Source organism: Fusobacterium varium, assembly GCA_021531615.1.
Classification (GTDB): domain Bacteria; phylum Fusobacteriota; class Fusobacteriia; order Fusobacteriales; family Fusobacteriaceae; genus Fusobacterium_A; species Fusobacterium_A varium_C.
This window is the reverse complement of record JADYUE010000012.1, coordinates 30209-49434: the sequence shown is the minus strand read 5'-3', so window position 1 is coordinate 49434 and position 19226 is coordinate 30209. Positions and strand designations below refer to the sequence as shown.

Sequence of the window (19226 nt, the reverse complement as noted above, 5' to 3'; positions counted from 1 at the left end):
AATTTTATCATAGAAAGCTATTTAAAGCATTTATTATTTTAATTTACAGACTTTTTTTCACATTCTCTTAAAAAATAAAGTTTTAGTTTTAATTGGCAACAAAATAACTCCAGTGAAAATCACTGGAGTTACTTGAAAGTTTATTTATTTTTTCATCAACTCTATTTGACAAAGAGCGAAAATTTATTTGTGTTTTCATCAGAACTATTTAATAAAAAACCAAAAAATTAAATACTTTATTCTATATCCAATTAAATACAAATTTCTTCTATATCTTTTAGCATTTTATCTAGTAATAACTCTTGATAACCAGCTTTTTTCTCTATTTTTATCTCCTCTATCAACTCTTTGAAATAAGTATTTTCTATTTTATCCAACTTTTTCAATCTCTCATCAGAGATAATATTTTCAGAAATAGATATTTTATAATTTTCTTTTGAAAAACACCAAGGAACTATATTTTTATCTCTTTGAATAAGTTTTTCAGCTATCTCTATTCCCTCTGGATCAAAATCTCCAGAATAATATATTTTACATCCTGCTTCACACAACATATCAATTAAAATCAATGCTGCTGTTTTTAATTGCCCAGAGGTACATAAAATTGATATATTTCTATTTTTAAAACATTCACAAAGATAGGAGAAAACCATTTGATTTTCTACAATAAAAACTTTTTTATTATCACTATCAGCTTTTACTATTTTAGATAGATTAGATAATGTAACTAGATATTCTTCAGAGTTTTTTATAAATTCACTATATGCTCCATGTTCCTCTAATTTTGTATATAATCTTATTCCAAAACAAGCCACATAATTAGATACACTATCAACTTCAATATTAGCTTTATAATATACCTCTAAAATATTCTCTGCTCCCTTTGTCTCTTCAATATCAAATAACAAACATAGGAGATATATTAAAAAATTTCCAGCTATACTTCCCCTATCAAAATAGTGTGGAGATTTAGCTATTTCAGCTCCTAAAATAGCAATCTTAATTCTTTCATCTAAATTGCTTAAATAATTAACTGCTTTTAAGGATAAAAATATCATTCTCTCTGTTTCAAAGTTATCTTCTCCATATTTAAAAAGATACGATTTTTCAAGAATTATTGTATCTAATAATTTTTCTATCTCTTTATTATAAAGAGATTCTACTTTTAATTTTGCTCTTATATTTTCAAAAAATCTTATCCTTTCCTCTTCTATAAATTTTTTCTCCTCTTTTTGATAGATAATCTTCTCTTGAAAATACTCTTCTAATAGTTCTATTAATTCAACATTATTAAATCTTGACTCTTTCAAACCCTTTTCAAAATCTGACATTTTAAACTTTATTTTTTTATTGTCACTAACTATACCTAAAAATTTTTTTATAGCCTCTCTCTCTTCTAAAGTTGGATTGTTTAGTATAATATTTCCAGAGATTTTACCATAAGATCTCCATTTTTCTCTCATCTGTTGAAAAATATTTTTATATCCTCGATTATTTTTAAAATAGGAAACACACTCCTTTAAAGTTTTTTCCATTATTTTTCCTTTCAAATTTTACTAAAGTTCTAAACTTTTATTTTTTCCATTCCATAAGAAACGATTTACAAGTATCATCTTTTTATCTCTCAAATTAGTTAATTCAGCTATTCTTAAATTTTTCACTGATTCATAGCAACCCCATAGTTGTTGAGAGTTCATAATATAATCAAAATCTAACTTCTCTATCAATTCAAACATACTATCTATATTCTTATCATCTATTCCAGCAAATGCTTCATCTAATGCAATTATTCTTGGACAATCCTCTTTTGCTTTTTTATATTGAGCTGATGCTGCTGCCAATAGTGGAATATATATTGACATCGCCTTTTCTCCACCACTAAACTTATTATAAGCATCATTAGTTAACTCTTTTTTAGGTTTACCCTCTCTGTGAATATAGATTTTAAACTCAAACCACTCTCTATAATCTAAAACTTTTTTTATAGCTGCCATATAACTGTTCTCTTCTTTTTTATTATCTTCAAGTTCCTCTCTGATGAGTTTTAGTTTACTTTTAAAGTGACTAGATATTTTTTCTAAATCTTCATTTGGTAAAAGTTCAACATCTTTTCTTAATAAAACCTCTAATTCTTTTATATCTAGCTCATTTTCACTTAATTTTTCCTTTGCTTTCCAATCTAATGAAAATTTCAATTCCATCGAAGTATCCATCTCTAACATAATTTTTGTCATATCTTTTATCCACATTTTGCTTTCATAGATATAATCATTTATCTTATGCCCTATATTTCCAGTTAAAATATCTATTATTAATTCTCTATCTTTTGCCTCTATTGCTAACTCCCCTTGAATAATCTCATCTTGTAATATTTTTTCAAAGTCATATAAAGATATCTTCTTTCCATTTTTTATTACTCTGATAAAATTTCTTTTTCTACAGTAGTTTGGATCTTCATCAAAAATTTCTTCAATACCTATCATATACTTTTCTAAACTACTCTTATTTTCAATAAGTTTATCTTGTAGTTTTTTACTTACTGATTCTACAGCTCTATCTTTTTCTCTTTCTTTAACTAAATTTAAAATATCTTCCAATTTTTCTATTTTCTCAATCTTATCTCCATTTTTAACTTGAACATATCCTAATTCTAACTCTTCTTTATATAGTTTTTCTGTTTTTTCAACTACTATTTTTTTCTCTTCAAATCTCTTTTTCTCAATATTGTAATTTTTATCTTTCTCTTCTAAAAGCCCTTTTATATTAGAAATAATTTTTTCAGATTCCATATACTCTTTTTCCAATTGTGATTTTTCATCTTCTAATTTTTTTAACCTTTTTGTAGCCTCTAAATTTTCTGGAGAGTTTAAAATTTCATTTATTTTTTCTATTGAATTTTGATTTCTCTCTATCTCACTTTCTATTCTTCTCATAGCCATAGAAAAGTAATCTAGTAACTCTTCGTTTTTTATCTCAGAATCTTCTATTGTAACTATTTTATTTTCAGAGATATTGTAATTTCTAATATATGATTCTAAATCATATATAGCCAACATATACTTTTCACCAGTTATTTTTGCTTCTTCATACTCCTCAAATATTCTACTAAAAGGAAGTATTCTACATCTTTCAATAACCTTTTGATTCCACTCTCTCATACTTATTTTTATTTTACTTAGTTCTTCATCTTCTATTTCAAATCTCTCTTTGGCTCTTTTTAAATTTTCTTCACTTTCCTCTTTTAATTTTATTCCTGTATTAAGATTAGAAAATTTAGGTATATTTTCATATTCACTTTTTAAAATAGATAATTTACCATCTATCTCTTTAATCTCTTTTTCTAACTCTTTAATATAATATAGAAAATCAGCACATCTCTCTTCCTTTTCTAAAATAGTTTGTTCTAATTTTCTCTTTCTATTGTTTACTCCTATAAATGAAGCTTCTTCTCTACAACTACTATACCCTTCTAAAACTCCATTTTTAAAATATCCTGTCTTCTCTAAAACTATCCCTTCAAAACTAGAATCATTTTCTTTTGTAATGATACTCTTTAAAAAATCTTCCACTGGCTTTCTTAATTTTTCATCTATCTCTTCTATAATCAAACTTTTAAAACTAATTTTTTTATTTGGATTTTCAACTGTTTTAATAATTGTATCTGAATATTTTTCTATTATTTCATAAGCTCTTTCTCTATCTTCATAGGCTATAATTAAAGAGTCTAATAATCCGCTATCTTTTAATTGTGATTCAAGAGTATTTCTTTCTTCTTTAGATAAAGTTTCTGAAAAATCAATAGCTTCATATAAAGATATAAAATTTATTCCCACTCTTTGTAACTCTTCTCTACATTTTACAACTTCCTCTTTTCTTTTAGGTGGTTCTTCCTCTAATTCTTTTAATCTATTTAACTCCTCTATCTCTCTATCATACTCTTCAGTTTTTATTTTTAATAGATGATTTTTACTTAATTTTTCCTCTTGAAGTTCTTGATTTTTACTATTATAATTTTTTTCTACTACTCTTTTGATCTCTTCAGCTTCTATTAATCCCTCATATTTTTTTACTAGCTCAATTATCTTTTCTAAATCATTTTTAGATAGCTTTAAAAATTCATTTTGATCTTTCATTGTATAGAAATCTTCAATAAGAGAATCCCTAGCTCCATCTTCTAGAAGTATTGCCTTTTGCAACTCATCTTCTTTATATTCCATCTCTAACTTTAAATTATTTACCCTATTTTCTATTTCTCCACTTTTAATTGATAATTCCCTATATACTTTTAAAGCTTCTAGTCCTAAATCTATCTGTTCTCTATAAACTTCTAAATTATTTTTTACCTCTTCAATTCTTTTACTACTCTCTCTATCATATATAATATTCTCATTTTCTATGCTACTATTAAATAATAAAGTTTCATTTATCTCTTTCATCTCTTTTAAATGCTTTGAAATTTTATTTTTTATCTCATTTAATTTCTTTTCTTCTTCATGCTTATTTATTGAATCTTTTTTCAATCTTTCCTTATACTCTTCACATTTTTCTTTATTTTCTAAAAACTCTTTTTCATTATCCTTTAGTCTCTTTTCAAGTTCAGCTAAATTTCTTACATGTTTTTCTAAATCCATAGCTTCAACTATTTTAATCTCATCTTTTATCTCATCTAACCTTTTTAAAATATTTTCTATCTCAATAGTTGTATCTGTTTTTTGATTTTTTAGCTTCTCTATCTCCTTGAAATTCTCTCTTAAAGTTTTTTCTAATTTTTCATACTCATTTTTTATTTCTTTATATGTATTAGCTTTTTTCCACAAAATAAATCTATTATATTTATCATACTCACTTTTCAAAGTTAATAGACTCTTCATCTCTTTTTGACGCTCTTCATTGTTTAATTGCATATTATCCATTGTTTCCAATGTATCAGCTAATATTCTTAAATCTTCATCTTCTAATACTTGAAGAGAATCTTTTAATATACGATAAACATCAACTGGTTTTATTCCTGTTGAAAGTTTAGATGTTCTTATTTTTAATAGAAAATTTATAAGCTTTTTATAGTAACCTATTTGCGAGAAACCAAAAAGTTCTTTATTTACCATCTCTATATATTCTCTTTGAGTAGTAGCAAATTTATTTTTATCCCCCAATCTTCTTAATAAATCTTTCTCAGAAAAAGGTGTTTTTACTCCCCCACTATCTTTATATAATTCAAAATCTTCTCCTATTCTTCTACCATCATTGAGTATAAATCCCCAAAAAGACATCTGTTTTCCCTTAGAGGCTTTTTGCCCTATACCTAAAGTTAGATACTGTTCTGTTGACCCTTTTTTCAATTCTAAGAAAATATATCCTGTCTGTTCATCCTTTTCTCCATCTTGTAAAAAATAGTACTCCATTTTTCTACCTGTAGAACCGAAAGGATCTAATCTCTCTGGACTTCTATCTCCATCTAAAATAAAACTTACTATACTTTGAGTTGTTACAGATTTTCCCGATCCATTTGACCCTCTTATCAAAAGTTTTCCATCTTTTAATTCAAATATCTCCTCATCATAGAGCCAAAAATTTACAAACCCTATTCTATTCATTTTCCAACGATTACTCATCATTTACCCCTTTTTTACTTTTCTATATTTTCCTATCACTTTTCCAACTGCTGGATAAATAATTAATTTATCCTCAGATACCTTCTCTATAAATTTCCACTCTTCCATATATTCAATTATATTTTCATATAATTTTTCCAGTTTCATATCTCTATACTCTTTACTCCAATTTATTCCATATCTATTCTTACTTTCTTCTATAAGTGAGATCATCTCTGCTTTAGAAATTTCTACAAAATCCTTTATCTCTCTTTTTAACTCTTGATTAACAATTTTCTTTCTCAATTCTCCACAAATTAAAAGTACTATATCTGAAAGTGTACCTCTTTTTTTAGGATGAATCTCTCCTAATAGATCTTCATCATCAAAACCTAAAAAAGCAGAGTTTTTATGAACATGTAAATTTCCTAAAAGATATTTTTTTAAATTACCTTCTAAAGCTGGTTTTTGATTTCTAATATAGATACTATCTGCATCTTTTGTTTCCTCCCAATAAACAGCAGGAGTAGTAAGAAGATTTCTGTATATTCTATTAGTACGTTGTTCCCCCTTGTCCATGCTTATATCCTCTATTTTCTCTGTCTCAAAATCTTTGTATGAAGTATAATTAGATATATCCTTTTGAAAATCTACTGCAAAATATCTAGAAAACCCTGTTTTTTCATAGAGAACATCTATTTCAACACTGTTATTATATTTATTAATATCCCCATCATTTTTTCTAATTAATCCTATACTTTCAGCATATTTAAAAGATCTTACTAAAGATTGTCTATGTGAGTAATTCAACCAATCTATTTCAATATACTCTTTTATATAAATCTTTATTCTATCTGTTAAACTACTTAAAAGAAATTGCTCTCCATCCTCTTTGTCTTCTAAAATCATCAACAGACTACATAGTATACAGTAATCCATTGTATCTTTAAATTCAGCTATCCCCATAAAACTCTCTGCTCTAGCTGGAGTCTTTTCCAATTTTATCAATCTATTATTAAAAATAAGCTTCCAGCCTAATTTTTCTGAAAAAAATCTCTCTATCTTTAATCTATTATCTTTTATCTCATAATACTCTTCTCTATTATTATCTCTAATTAACCAAAAGTTTTCTAGCAGTAATCTTATTCCTTTGCTTTCTTTCAATATCTCACTCAAATTAATCCTCCAAAAATTCAAATATATATTTCGGCATTTCTAAATTTCCATCTTCACATTTTAAAACCATCTTCTCATTTGTTTCTATGATTTTATACCTTTGACCATACTCAGTTCTACTAATTTTATCACTAGAAAGATTAGCCATTGTAATTAAATTTAAAATAAATTTTCTAAATTCAGCTGAAATCTCTCCATCAATTTGTGAAATATCTAAAATTCCCTTATCTAAATATTGAGTTATCATTTTTCTATCATTTTCTAATTTTCTCTTATATTCTAATCTCAATTTTTCTTTCAATTCTCTTCTATCTTCAAATCCAGTTTTTTCAACTCTTGGTTTATAAGTTCTATTGTGTGATTCTAAAATATACTCCATATAGTTTCTATTTTTATCCTCTCCCTCATCATACACACTACTTTCACTACTTATTGTATTTGGAGCTCTTAAATTAAAGTGTCTTATCTTTTGGATTCCAAATAGGTGTGATGCTAATTTATGTGCTTCTTTAATATCTTGACAATCAATAAATAAACCTATAAATTTTCTATACTCTGCTTTTCTCTCATTTCCCCAATTCTCTCTTTGAGTTATAAAAAAGGCTTCTTGTACAATTCTTCCTATTATCTCTTCAGTAATATTCATAATCTGCCTATATTCACTTTTTCTTTTTTCATTTGAAATGAACCAATTTTTTAGTGATTGCCATTTCCCTATAATATTTTCTCTCAATCTATTCTTAAAATTTTCATCAACTTTGAACTCATTATTTAGGTTTAATTCTTGTTTCTCAAACTCTTTTTCTATTATTAATTCCAATATTTTATCTTCCATTTGAAACTCTATTTTCTTTAAAGTTTCTTCCATCTTACTACTATATTTTTGTAAGTTTTTTATAAAATTTTTAAGAATATTAATGAATTTTTCCTTGTAAAGTAAAAATTCTGTTGTTTTCATAAGTTCTTCACTTTTTTTACTATAAAACTCTTTTAAATAATCTTGATAGTTTTGATTTATCTGTTTAAAATCCTCTTGAATAATTCTCCAACAATCATAAATACTATCATCACTCACATTTCGGCTAAATAAAAAACTAATTTCCTCTAAATTACTAATCATTCTTGAAATATAATTAGTTGATAAATTTCCTGATTCAAAATGAATATTTTCTAATGTTATTGTCATTCTCTCTATTACTACAGCTTTTTCACTCATTGAATATCTATATTCGCGATTTTTAAATTCCTCTATGGTATTTACTTTTTTAGTATCTTGAATAGCTATTAAATTTCCCCAATCTACTAAAGAATCTAAATCTGATTTTATCTTCTCCATTGTATAGTTTTCAAATTCTGGAAACCCCTCTATTTTATTCAATATATCCTCTTTATATAGATGGAAGTTCATCTTTTCATATTCGTTGAAAAAAATCCTCATTATTCTTCGATACTGTTCACTTTTGGTTGTTGATAAATAAGCTGTTTCCTTTATCTCTCTTAAAATATTCATTTAATCTCTCCATTTTTATTTTTTCGTTGTTTTAATTATAACATAATTAAAAATTTTTTTATATTGCTAATATAAAAAGTGCCAATGTTAAAAAACATCAGCACTTAAAATTTTAGATTTTATAATTTTTTTAAATTAAGTTTTACTGGCATAGCATAAGTTGTAGTAATTTTTACGATTGTAATATTATCTACTATTTCAACAGAAATATTTTTATTTTCTTTTTCTAAACTATACTTTCCATTTAAAATAATAGTTGAAGTATGTGGAATAGAAGGATTACCATTCCATTTTCTTGAATATATACTTACCTCTTTTAATTTTCCATTCTTCTCATATTGACTCTCATCTTTTCCCTCATATAATCTTAAATCAGGATCTACAAAGCTTAACTCTAAAGAATTATCATTAGGTTTAATAAGTATTAAAGATGGTGTATCTACAGATTTAAGATATTTATCTTTAATATCTCCACTTTCAAATAAAGCATATCCTCGCATTTTAGATATTTCATCTTCTACAATATGAGCATTGTAATCTTGTTGTAAAACTTGATAATTAGAGTTTTTCTTAAATCTTTCTTGTTCTTCTTTATCTCCTTTTACTAAAATAGCATATTGATATTTTTGATTTTTAGTATTTTTTCCATGATTGATATATGCCATTTCATAATAATTTTCTGTAGGAGTTCCTTTATTTTGATCTAAAGAGTTTTGTAATCCATTTTTATACTTTAATTTACCCTCTACAACTTTATATAGATTATTTTGAGTATCTAAAATAAAATCACTATTTTTTATTTTTTCAACTTTACTAATCCTGTTTTTATCACTTAAATAATTTTGGAAAAGAGTTGTATGAGTTTCATAATCACTTCTATTCTCTATATCACTTCCTAATAGAATTACTCTATTATCAAATAGAAAAACTGATTTTCTAGCTCTATGAGTATCATTGTATTTAGAGTGTTCATGAAGTTTCATAGCAAACATACCATTATTATTTAAAGAGTTTCCTCCAGAGAATGTTTCATCTGAAAGTAACATCTCCTCAACCCCACTATAAATATCAACTTGAGAGATTGGAGATTTTAACTTATCTATTGGTAAAGCAATTGCTGTTGTTCCTGGGAAGTGTGACCAATCCCATCCTTGTTGAACATAACCACTTTCAATTAAAGAGTTTTCTAAAATTTGGAAGTTTCCATAACTCATATATCTTCCAAATAGATTATTTTTAATATATGTTTCATTTCCTACTAAATATCTGCTATATCCTTTAACACCTATCAACCAATTATCTCTTCTATGAAGTTGTAGAGATGACATATTCATTGTCCAAGCTCCTTGAGGAGTAGTTTCAGCTTTAAATCCTAAAGAGCTTAACTCTTCAGCAAATCTACCTTGAGGAGCAAGTCTTAAATATGCACTAGCTAACTCACTATCATTTCCAACTTTTTTTCCTAAAGCTAAATATCTAAAAACTTCATCTGATATTTGGAATCTGTCATCTGGGTGTCTTCCACTAATTGAAATTAACCAAGTATGAGTATTAGAGTAAACTCTAGTCATAAGAACAGCTTTTTTTACAATATTAAATGAATAATCATCTAAGGCAAAAGCTGTATTTCCTAGATAATACATAATAGGAGTTAATCCTTCAAAAGCTCCTTTTGCATAAGCAGGATAGTTTTGCATATGGTGAAACATACTTCCATCTTCCTTAAATCCTCCAAGTAACCCTGGTGCATAATCAATAGATTTAGTAAGATAATGATTTAATTGATATAGTTGACTTGCTGTAACTTTATCATCCTCATTTAATAGTATAGCTATAAGCATTCCTGGTAACATAGTATTTAACACATCAGCATTAACACCTTTTATCTCACTATCAGGAGTATATAAAATTCCCATAGCACTATACCAAGTTACCATTTCTTTAGCTTGTTTTAAACTTTTATCTTTTAATAGTGGCTCTTTCATTAAGAAAATACTTTGATATAGTTCTCTAACTTGATACCCTAAATGGTGAATTGTCCCTTGACAACTTCCCTTAGCCCATCCTTGTTCATATAGATGATTAAGACCTTTTTTAAAAATTTCATATATCTCTTTTTTATATTTTTTATCCTCTGTAGAGTTATACATAAAAGCTAACTCTCTTAACCAACTACCATACTCTTTAATTTGTACATCTTTTAAATATGATTTTTCCTCTTTAGAAAAATCTTTGTAAAGAACAACTGTTTGTGGTGAAACAACTGTCGTAGTCAGATATTCTTGAAGTTTTTCTCTATTTTTTTCTATTAATTTTGAATTAACTTTTTCCTTTTTTATAATATCATTTTTAAATCTATTCTCTACACTTCTAATCCCTTTAATCTCTTCAGAAGTTAATTTTTGTATATCCTTATTTTGTGAAATAGCATTATAATTTTTGTACAAAGCCATCCAATGAGAATTTACAGCACTATCTGCTTGTAAATTTACAAAGTCAACTTGTTCATCTCTAGCATTATGTCTCGGATCAATTAAAATACTTGTATAAATTTGATCTATATAGATTTCTCCATTAACATTAGGAGCTATAAAAGTGATTTCATCCATATTTTCTTCAGCTTTTCCATTCATATCTCTATCATATTGAACCCACATTGTTCTCCAACCAGTAAAATTCATATTAATAGAAAAATAAGATTTTACCTCACCTTTCTTTTTAAATTGAACTTGCATCTTGTCATCTATAGGCTTTTTATTGTAGATCCACATAACAAAACTTGAACGAGCTTTTTCTTGTTTCCCTTTTTGAAAAACTTTGTATCCTACATCTCCTTTAATTGTTAAAATAGAATTTTTTTCAAAATCCCATTTTAATGATGAAGTTCCATCTTTAAATTTTTCTTTTGTTATTTCAATTTTAGAATTCTTACCAATAATAAAATTACTAGGAATCCCTTTTTCAAATTGATATAAAGTATTACTATAAGAAGAAATTGAAATAATAAAAACAAATAACAAATAAAAATATTTTTTGTACATAAATTTAAGTCCTCTCTTTATAATAGTATTGCTAATTTTACTATAATGTTATTTTCTTGAAAAGTAAATCATATATATTCTAGTAAGAAAATCGAAGATTATCTTTTTATAAATAATCCTAAAATTTTAGTCAATTTATTTAAATATATAGTTATTTTATAAAAACTACACCTATAATCTTAAAGAATTAAGATTTTAGGTGTAGTATAGTTAATATATTAAGTTATAAATTTCTTATAATTTTTTTAATTTAATATATTCTGATGTTCCGTTATTTCTTAAATCAATTTTAATTTTGATTTTTTCTTCTGATGTTATTGCTTGAATATTTTCTGTTGAAGATTCTATAACTTCATATTTACCATCAACTTCTAAAACTGATTTGTAATTTGCAAGTTGTGTTGGATCACTTACCCATAGTTCTAAAAACTCATCATTTTCTTTTAATAGAACTGATAATGTAGAATAAGCTTTTATTCCTAACTCTTTTGTTGGCGAATCTTTCCAGAAGTTTATTCCTGTTACTCCTGATTTTTTGTCTTTAATTATATGAGCTTCTTTATCTAACTTTACTATTTCAAATCTTGAAACATCATAGTTATCTACTTCTTCTTGTGTATACATTGGTAAAATTATATATGCAAAACCAGATTTTTTAGGATTTTTTCCATGATTAATATATGCTGTAAAGTAATCCTTTGTTATTTCTTCTGTTGATGTTCCACCAATATTTTTCCAACTTCCAGTTCTAGTTTCTTTTTTCAAGTTAAGTTGTGGAGCATAAACTATTTTATATCCAATATTTTCACCTTTATAATTTTCATTGAAGTTTAATGAAATATTTTGAGGATTTTCAATAACAGTATCTTCTTTAATCTCTTTTCCATTTAAAATTATTTTACCATCTTTAATTATTCTGTTATCTATAGTAGTATGAACTTCACCATCTTTACTATTTATATTAGAAGCTGCTATCAATATTGCTCCATCATCTGTCATGAAATATGATTTTCTCATTTCTGTAGCTTTATTCCATGATATCATATCCATTCCAACAAAAGCTTCTTTACCATTACAACTTCCTCCTACCCATGCTTTAGAAGTTGTTTGTCCTCTTCTCTCTCCTGATTTATCTCCTCTTTCTCTTAAACTATTTGTAACTCCAGGAAGATGATATCTATCTACTGTTGGCCAATATTCAGTAAATGTTTCTGAGTCAGTTCCGTAAACATATGTCATTCCATCTCCAATATACCAACCTTTTACATTTTCATTGTTCATAGTCTCATAGTTAGCAATTCTTGAAGAGTGCATTGATAGTACAAATTTTCCACCTTTTTCATTTATAGAAACTGCTCTATCCATAGCCCCATAAACTTTTGTTCCTTCAACTTTTAAAGTTTTTATACTATCATCATTTATTATATCTCTTATTATTGCTTTAGCAATTTTATTACTTATTTTATCAATAGTATTATATGAATTATTTTCAAGAGCAACAGTTTTTATTAATGATTTTATTTCATCTTGATACTCTTTTCCTGCTCCAATAGATAATAAAGATAATGAAGTAAGAAGATCTTTTCCTCTTGAAATATCACTTGAATTATCTCTTGAAGTTGCTCTTCCACTAACAGAATCATTTATTCCACCATTAATAAACAAATATTTATATCCATTTAAAATTGATTCATAAACATTATCTATTCTTTCGTCTTTAACTTCAAATTGTGTTCCTGTTGCAAGCCATAATACAGACCCAAGACCATCAAATAATACTGAAGCATATGTTCCATTATAAGCAACATTTCCATGTTGAATAAATGATCCATCTTTATAGAATCCATCTCTTGTTGTTACATACTCTCCAACATCAGCCACTGCCTTTGCTCCATCTATAACTTGAACTTTATCTTCCATTAATACTCCTCTTAAGAAAGATATTATAGAAGTATCTATTCTATTTCCTCCAGTTGAAACTCTTTTATCTGGAGATGTTGAATAAGAAGCTGATGGACTTACTCCTGAATACTCAGCAAATGGTTGGAAGTATTGTGAAGCTTTTAAATACTTCATTCTTTTTTCATAAGGAACATCATCATATAATAATACCATGATATCATTTAGATGTTTTGGGATACCAAGTTCCCATTGCCACCAGTTTCCATTTTCAGGTAATCCTTCATGATAAGCATTGTCATAAAGCCAATCAAGATACTCTATTAATTCTTTTTTTATTTCAGGATTTTTATAGTATTTTGTATTTGGAGTAGCATATGCTTTTGCAATATTTTTAATATTTTCATATGTTCTCATTACATGAACTCCATCGCCCATGTTTTCATATCCCTCTATTAAAAAAGTTCTATCTTGATTTTTATTTAATTTAGCATAAGAAGTATCTGCTTGTTTTTCATTTCCTAAATATGTTTCCTCTAGCTCTTCTTTGCTCATCTTAGCTATATTCGATTTATTAGGAACACCTGTTAAATATTCTAGCCAATTTTCTCTTATTTTTTTATAATCTGCTCTTTCTGATTGATTTATCTCTATTTTTTGACTTTCTTTAACAGCAACTTTCTTTTCCTCAGAGAAAGAAGTTATTGTTAAAGCTAATAATGTGAATATAAATATTGATTTTTTCATTTTCTATCTCTCCTTTTCTCTAATTAAAAGCTGTAACTAATTCCAATATTTGGTCTAAATGAATAACTTCTTGTAATATCTCCATAGTTTGCTTTTGAATGATCTTTAACTTTATTTTTAATATCTAATAATGTTCCACCTATATTTAAAACAACTCCTGGAGCAACTGGGTGATAATAGTTAAATCCATATCTTACTTCATAAGATTCTCCTGTTTTAATTCCATTTTTATCACTATACCATTGTCCATTTCCTAATGGTACTCTTATGTCAAATTTAAAGCTAGCACCATTTCCAAAATAATAGATTGCAGTTGGTCTAAGTTGTCCTAATTGATATCTTGCTGATGCTCCATAAAAATCTGTAACAGGATTTCCATTTTTATCATAGCTTGTTATCTTTACATTTGAATTATCATACCATCTATCATCTCTAAAGTAGATTAAACTCATTCTCCAATTATTAAATCCAGTGTAGATTATTCCATACTCATTTTCCATTAGGAAATCCATTTGCCCCTTTTTCTCTCCAGTATAGTTATATTCAAATACTCCTGTTGTTTTTCCTGTAAATGTAAATCCATTTCCTAATTCATATGTAAAGTTTGGAGTTAATCTTAATTGATGAACCCCTCTTTGAGCTCTTCTAGCATATTTTTTATCTGAGAATCTAGGTTTATTAGAAGTTTCATTTCTATATCCTATATTGATTCCATATTTTCCTTTAGAATATGTATCTGTCCATCTAGCTTCACCATGAATTCTTGAAGCATGACTCTCTTCTTCATTTCCTTTACGAGTTCCAAATAGATCATTAGACTTATAATATCCTTCAAAATAGTATGACCATGCTGTTTTTTTATCGTTTAAACTTAAAGTAAATTTAGGTTTATATTCATTTGAAGTTGCATAATCTCCACCTACAAGATTTCCATTATAATCCCAATAAGTTCTATCTGTAGCATCTTCATTTTCAAGCATTAAACCAAATGTTCCTCCCCATCTATCTGAAGCTGGTTTATTATTTTCTAATCCATAGAATAAAGGAGCAATTAGATTTTTACCCATTGTATCCATTTTATATTCAAACCCTGCACTTACTAAATCTGCATCATATTCATCAGAGAACATTGAAGTATATCTTGCATTAACTGCTAAATCTTCTGTTAAATTTAACTCTCCTAAAATACTATATGAGAATATATTCTCTCTTTCTGTTGTTTCAACTTTATACTCTCTTGAAATTCCTTTCATATCTATTCTTTTTCCATCTTTTATATGTCCAAGTTCTGTTTCCCAAGCAAAATCTGCTCCTATTCTATATTTTTTATCAAAAATATATCCAGAATTTTGAACCATAAATCCTGCATTTGGAACTATTGAATAATATGATTTATCATTAGAACTTCCTTTTCTTACTGTTAATTCTTCTGCTTTAGCATGATTATTATCCTCATCTTCAGTTATCATTCCTTGCATAATTGCATTTACATCAAGCCCTGTATAAAAATATGCTCTATTATAACTATCATCTTTTAATGTATAAATTAATTTTGATCCAATACCAAGTGTATATGTTGGATAATTTGATTTAAATTGTTCATTTACACTATCTTTTCCTTCCCCAAAATTAATATTTCTAGTTACTCTATTATGTGTATATACAAAATTAGCATTTGAATTTAAAGACCAATTATCATTAAATGTATGATGATAATATCCTCCAAAATATGCAGCATCTACATCTATATCTCCATACTCTCCTGCATCAGCTTTTCCTGTTGATCCTCCATAAACAATTCCTAATCTTCCATTTTTTAGAATTTGTTTTTCAGAAATTCCAAATGCCCCTTTTTCTCTATAATCAACATCCATAAGTCCACCAAATTTATGGTTATTATCAATATATGCTACATCTTGTATCCATGAACTAACTGGTCTACTAACTAAATAATCTCTTGTTAATACTCTATTTTTTATTGTATTTGAAAGTGTTCTAGAATTTACAGCAGCTATATCAACTGTATATCCATGAAGCCCTCCTGAAAGTTGAGTTAAAGCTTTATTAAACTCTCCTTCAGTTTTTATTGATTCTAAAGCATCTCCAGCTTGATTATATAACCCTTTATTACTAATTGTAGTATTTTGAAAAGCATCTGTAAAATCTTTTAATTGTGACTTATTTAAAATTTCAAAATAATCTTTTTTATTAACAACTAATTTTCCATTTTGATTTTTATATTTCCATATAACTGTATCTTCAAAATTATTTATATCAAACTTAACATTTGTTCCTAAAATTTCATTAACATCATGATCTCCTTTCCCTACTCCTTGAATTTTTAAAGAAACATTTTCTTTAAAATTTACTTCTTTCGCATCAATTAACTTATTAGTATCTCCATTCATACTAATAGTTAAACTAGAATTTGAAATTGTTAAATTTCCTAATTCTTTTTTTCCATCTACTTTATTTAATTCATTTTTAGTTGAAGTTAAATATTTTTCTGTTTTATTATTATAATATAACTCTATTTTAGAGTCTTCTATTTTAGCTTCTCCACCTCTAACTGTAATAGCATTATAATTTTTTACATCTAAATCTTTATACGATTTATCTCCACCCTCAAGAGCCAAGATATCTACTCCAGGAGTTTTTTCTGTAGTACTTCCTTGAATAGTTCCAATTATACTACTTCCATTTTTTAAATATGTAGTTGCATTTCCACTACCTATATTATTAACTGCAATTCCATTTGTAGCAATAACATTTCCGCTATTTACAAAAATAGCTCCTACTGTTCCAGTTTTATCAAATTGAATACCAGTTCCATTACTTACTGTTAAATTATTATTATTTGTAAAAGAAACCCCATTTTTTAATAATGAAACTCCTACTCCACCTTTAACTATTATATCTTTATTATTAATAACACTTCCATTTATACTTCCTAGTTTAACTCCAGTTCCACTATTTACAGTTAAAGTCCCATTATTCTCAAATCTATTTTCCCCTTTAATTTTATCAGGAGCATATAAGTCTACACCTATACCACCATTTATTGTTATATTTCCTTCATTTATAAATAAATTTTTTCCATTTCCTAAAGGATTTTTTTCCGGATCACCATCTTTATCTTTATAAATATTAGTTTTTACTCCTGTTCCACCATCTACTACAATATCAACTTTATTTGTCACTTTTAAACTTTTATTATCTCCAGAAGTCAACATAATCCCAACATCTTTTGTTTTTACAGGATTTACTTCTTTTGTCTGTTCTTTTTCATTACCATATTTATTTGGATCTTTACTTTCTTGTCCATTATAACTATTATAATTAGCTCCAAAACTTGTAGTATTTATTAGTAATATAGCCATTGCTAATAAATACATTTTTTTCTTTTTTTCCCTCATTTCTCCTCCCAAAACATATTTTATGAATAATTTTTCATTCAAACGAAATTCTTTATAACTTTTCGTTTATTTTTCAAACATAATAATAACATTTTTATTCATTAAAATAAATCGCTAACATTCTATCGACGTTTTTCTAGTTATCATTTTTTTTATTTTATTATAAAATATTATTATTTCATTTTTTTAGTGTTTTTTATTCAATTAAATAAAATCTTAAAAAAGTAAAATCTGTTTTTTTTATCATTACTTTATTTTTAAACTTTCTATTTTTTTATACTTTTTTATTTAATTTTCTCTTAAGAGTTTTAAAAAATTTTTTAACTTATAATTTTTTTCTTAATTTTATTTTTAATCAACAAAATTCTATCAACTTTTTTCTATTTATTTATTATTTTAGATTATATTTTTAGTATAAAGTATAGCTAAATAAAAAAAAGTTAGTACTAATTAAGTACTAACTCCATTCTTTTTGATCTATTTATTCTAATCTTTCAATATCTCTTCTAACTCTACTTCTAATTTTTTTAAAGCATTAGCTCTATGACTAATTACATTTTTCATCTCTGGCATCTCAGCCAATGTTTTTCCATATTCAGCCACATAGAAATGAGGATCATATCCAAACCCTGTATCTCCTCTTGGAGTATCAATTATCTCTCCTTCTACTTCTCCTCTAAAAGAGTAAGCTCTTCCATCAGGTTTACCTAAAGTTATTACACTTACAAAGTGTGCCTTTCTATTTTCTATCCCTTGAAGATTTTTAATTAATTTTTCATTATTTGAAGCATCTGTTGCTCCCTCTCCAGAATATCTAGCAGAATAAACCCCTGGCTCTCCATTTAGTGCATCTACACAAAGTCCAGAATCATCAGCTATTGTTATCATTCCAGTAAATTTAGCTATCTCCAATGCTTTTTTAGCTGAGTTAGCTTCAAATGTATCTCCATCTTCCACTACTTCAGGAATTTCAATTCCATCTTTTATTGATAAAATTTCAATATCCTTTACATTTTTAAAAATAGCTTTTATCTCATCTATTTTATGTTTATTTCCAGTTGCTAAAAATATTTTCATAATTATTCTCCTATTACTCTATTTTGTAATTCAATAATCTCATTAATTCCAGCTTCTGCTAAATCAAGAAGTTGATTTAATTCAGCTCTTGTATAAGTTGCCTCTTCTCCTGTTCCTTGTACCTCTACAAATCTTCCCTCTCCATTCATAACAACATTCATATCAACCTCTGCTGCTGAATCTTCAGAGTATTTAAGATCTAACATTGGAGTTCCACCAACTATTCCTACACTTATAGCAGCAACATTTGATATAATTGGATTTTCAGCAAGTATTCCTTCATTTACTAATTTTTTCATAGCTAAAGCAAGGGCTATATATCCACCAGAGATAGAAGTTGTTCTTGTTCCTCCATCAGCTTGGATAACATCACAGTCAATAGTAACTGTTCTCTCTCCTAATTTATCTAAATCTATAGCTGTTCTTAAAGCTCTTCCTATTAATCTTTGAATCTCCATAGTTCTTCCAGATAGTTTTCCTTTAGCAGATTCTCTTTGATTTCTCTCTCCAGTTGCTCTAGGTATCATTGAATATTCAGCAGTTATCCACCCTTTACCTTGTCCTTTTAAAAATGGTGGTACTTTTTCACTAACTGATGCTGTACATATAACTTTTGTATTTCCAAACTCAATAAGTACAGATCCTTCAGCATAAAGGTTAAAATCTCTAGTTATTTTTATCTTTCTAAGTTGATTTTCTGCTCTTCCATCTTCTCTATATTTTACACTTCTTAAATCTTCTTCTATTATTAATTCTTTTGTTTCCATTC

At 26.6% G+C, this 19226-nt stretch carries 9 protein-coding genes; all 9 read right to left on the bottom strand.

The window, feature by feature from the left end; genetic code table 11:
• Positions 1-251 precede the first annotated feature (251 nt).
• Entirely contained in the window at positions 252-1535 is a 1284-nt protein-coding gene (locus I6E31_06045) for a DUF2399 domain-containing protein (GenBank protein MCF2639536.1), read from the bottom strand.
• Between the two features lie 21 nt (positions 1536-1556).
• A complete protein-coding gene (locus tag I6E31_06040; GenBank protein MCF2639535.1) occupies positions 1557-5612 on the bottom strand; it encodes a TIGR02680 family protein in 4056 nt (1351 codons plus the stop codon).
• Between the two features lie 3 nt (positions 5613-5615).
• The gene (locus tag I6E31_06035) at positions 5616-6755 is read right to left on the bottom strand and encodes a TIGR02678 family protein (GenBank protein ID MCF2639534.1); all 1140 of its coding nucleotides are present in this window, start codon (positions 6753-6755) and stop codon (positions 5616-5618) included.
• A 13-nt stretch (positions 6756-6768) separates the two neighbouring features.
• Entirely contained in the window at positions 6769-8277 is a 1509-nt protein-coding gene (locus tag I6E31_06030; protein ID MCF2639533.1) for a TIGR02677 family protein, read from the bottom strand.
• Positions 8278-8396: 119 nt separating this feature from the next.
• Positions 8397-11318, bottom strand: coding sequence for a hypothetical protein (locus tag I6E31_06025; GenBank protein ID MCF2639532.1), 2922 nt, complete (start codon positions 11316-11318; stop codon positions 8397-8399).
• A 234-nt stretch (positions 11319-11552) separates the two neighbouring features.
• Positions 11553-13964, bottom strand: a complete 2412-nt coding sequence (locus tag I6E31_06020) for a polysaccharide lyase 8 family protein (GenBank protein ID MCF2639531.1) — start codon at positions 13962-13964, stop codon at positions 11553-11555.
• A 23-nt stretch (positions 13965-13987) separates the two neighbouring features.
• A complete protein-coding gene (locus I6E31_06015; protein ID MCF2639530.1) occupies positions 13988-17380 on the bottom strand; it encodes a hypothetical protein in 3393 nt (1130 codons plus the stop codon).
• Positions 17381-17866: 486 nt separating this feature from the next.
• Positions 17867-18457 carry an XTP/dITP diphosphatase gene (locus I6E31_06010; GenBank protein ID MCF2639529.1) on the bottom strand — a complete coding sequence of 197 codons (591 nt, stop codon included), beginning with the start codon at positions 18455-18457 and terminating at the stop codon, positions 17867-17869.
• A 2-nt stretch (positions 18458-18459) separates the two neighbouring features.
• Complete coding sequence (rph, locus tag I6E31_06005; protein ID MCF2639528.1) at positions 18460-19224, bottom strand: ribonuclease PH; 765 nt, start codon at positions 19222-19224, stop codon at positions 18460-18462.
• Between the last annotated feature and the right edge of the window lie 2 nt (positions 19225-19226).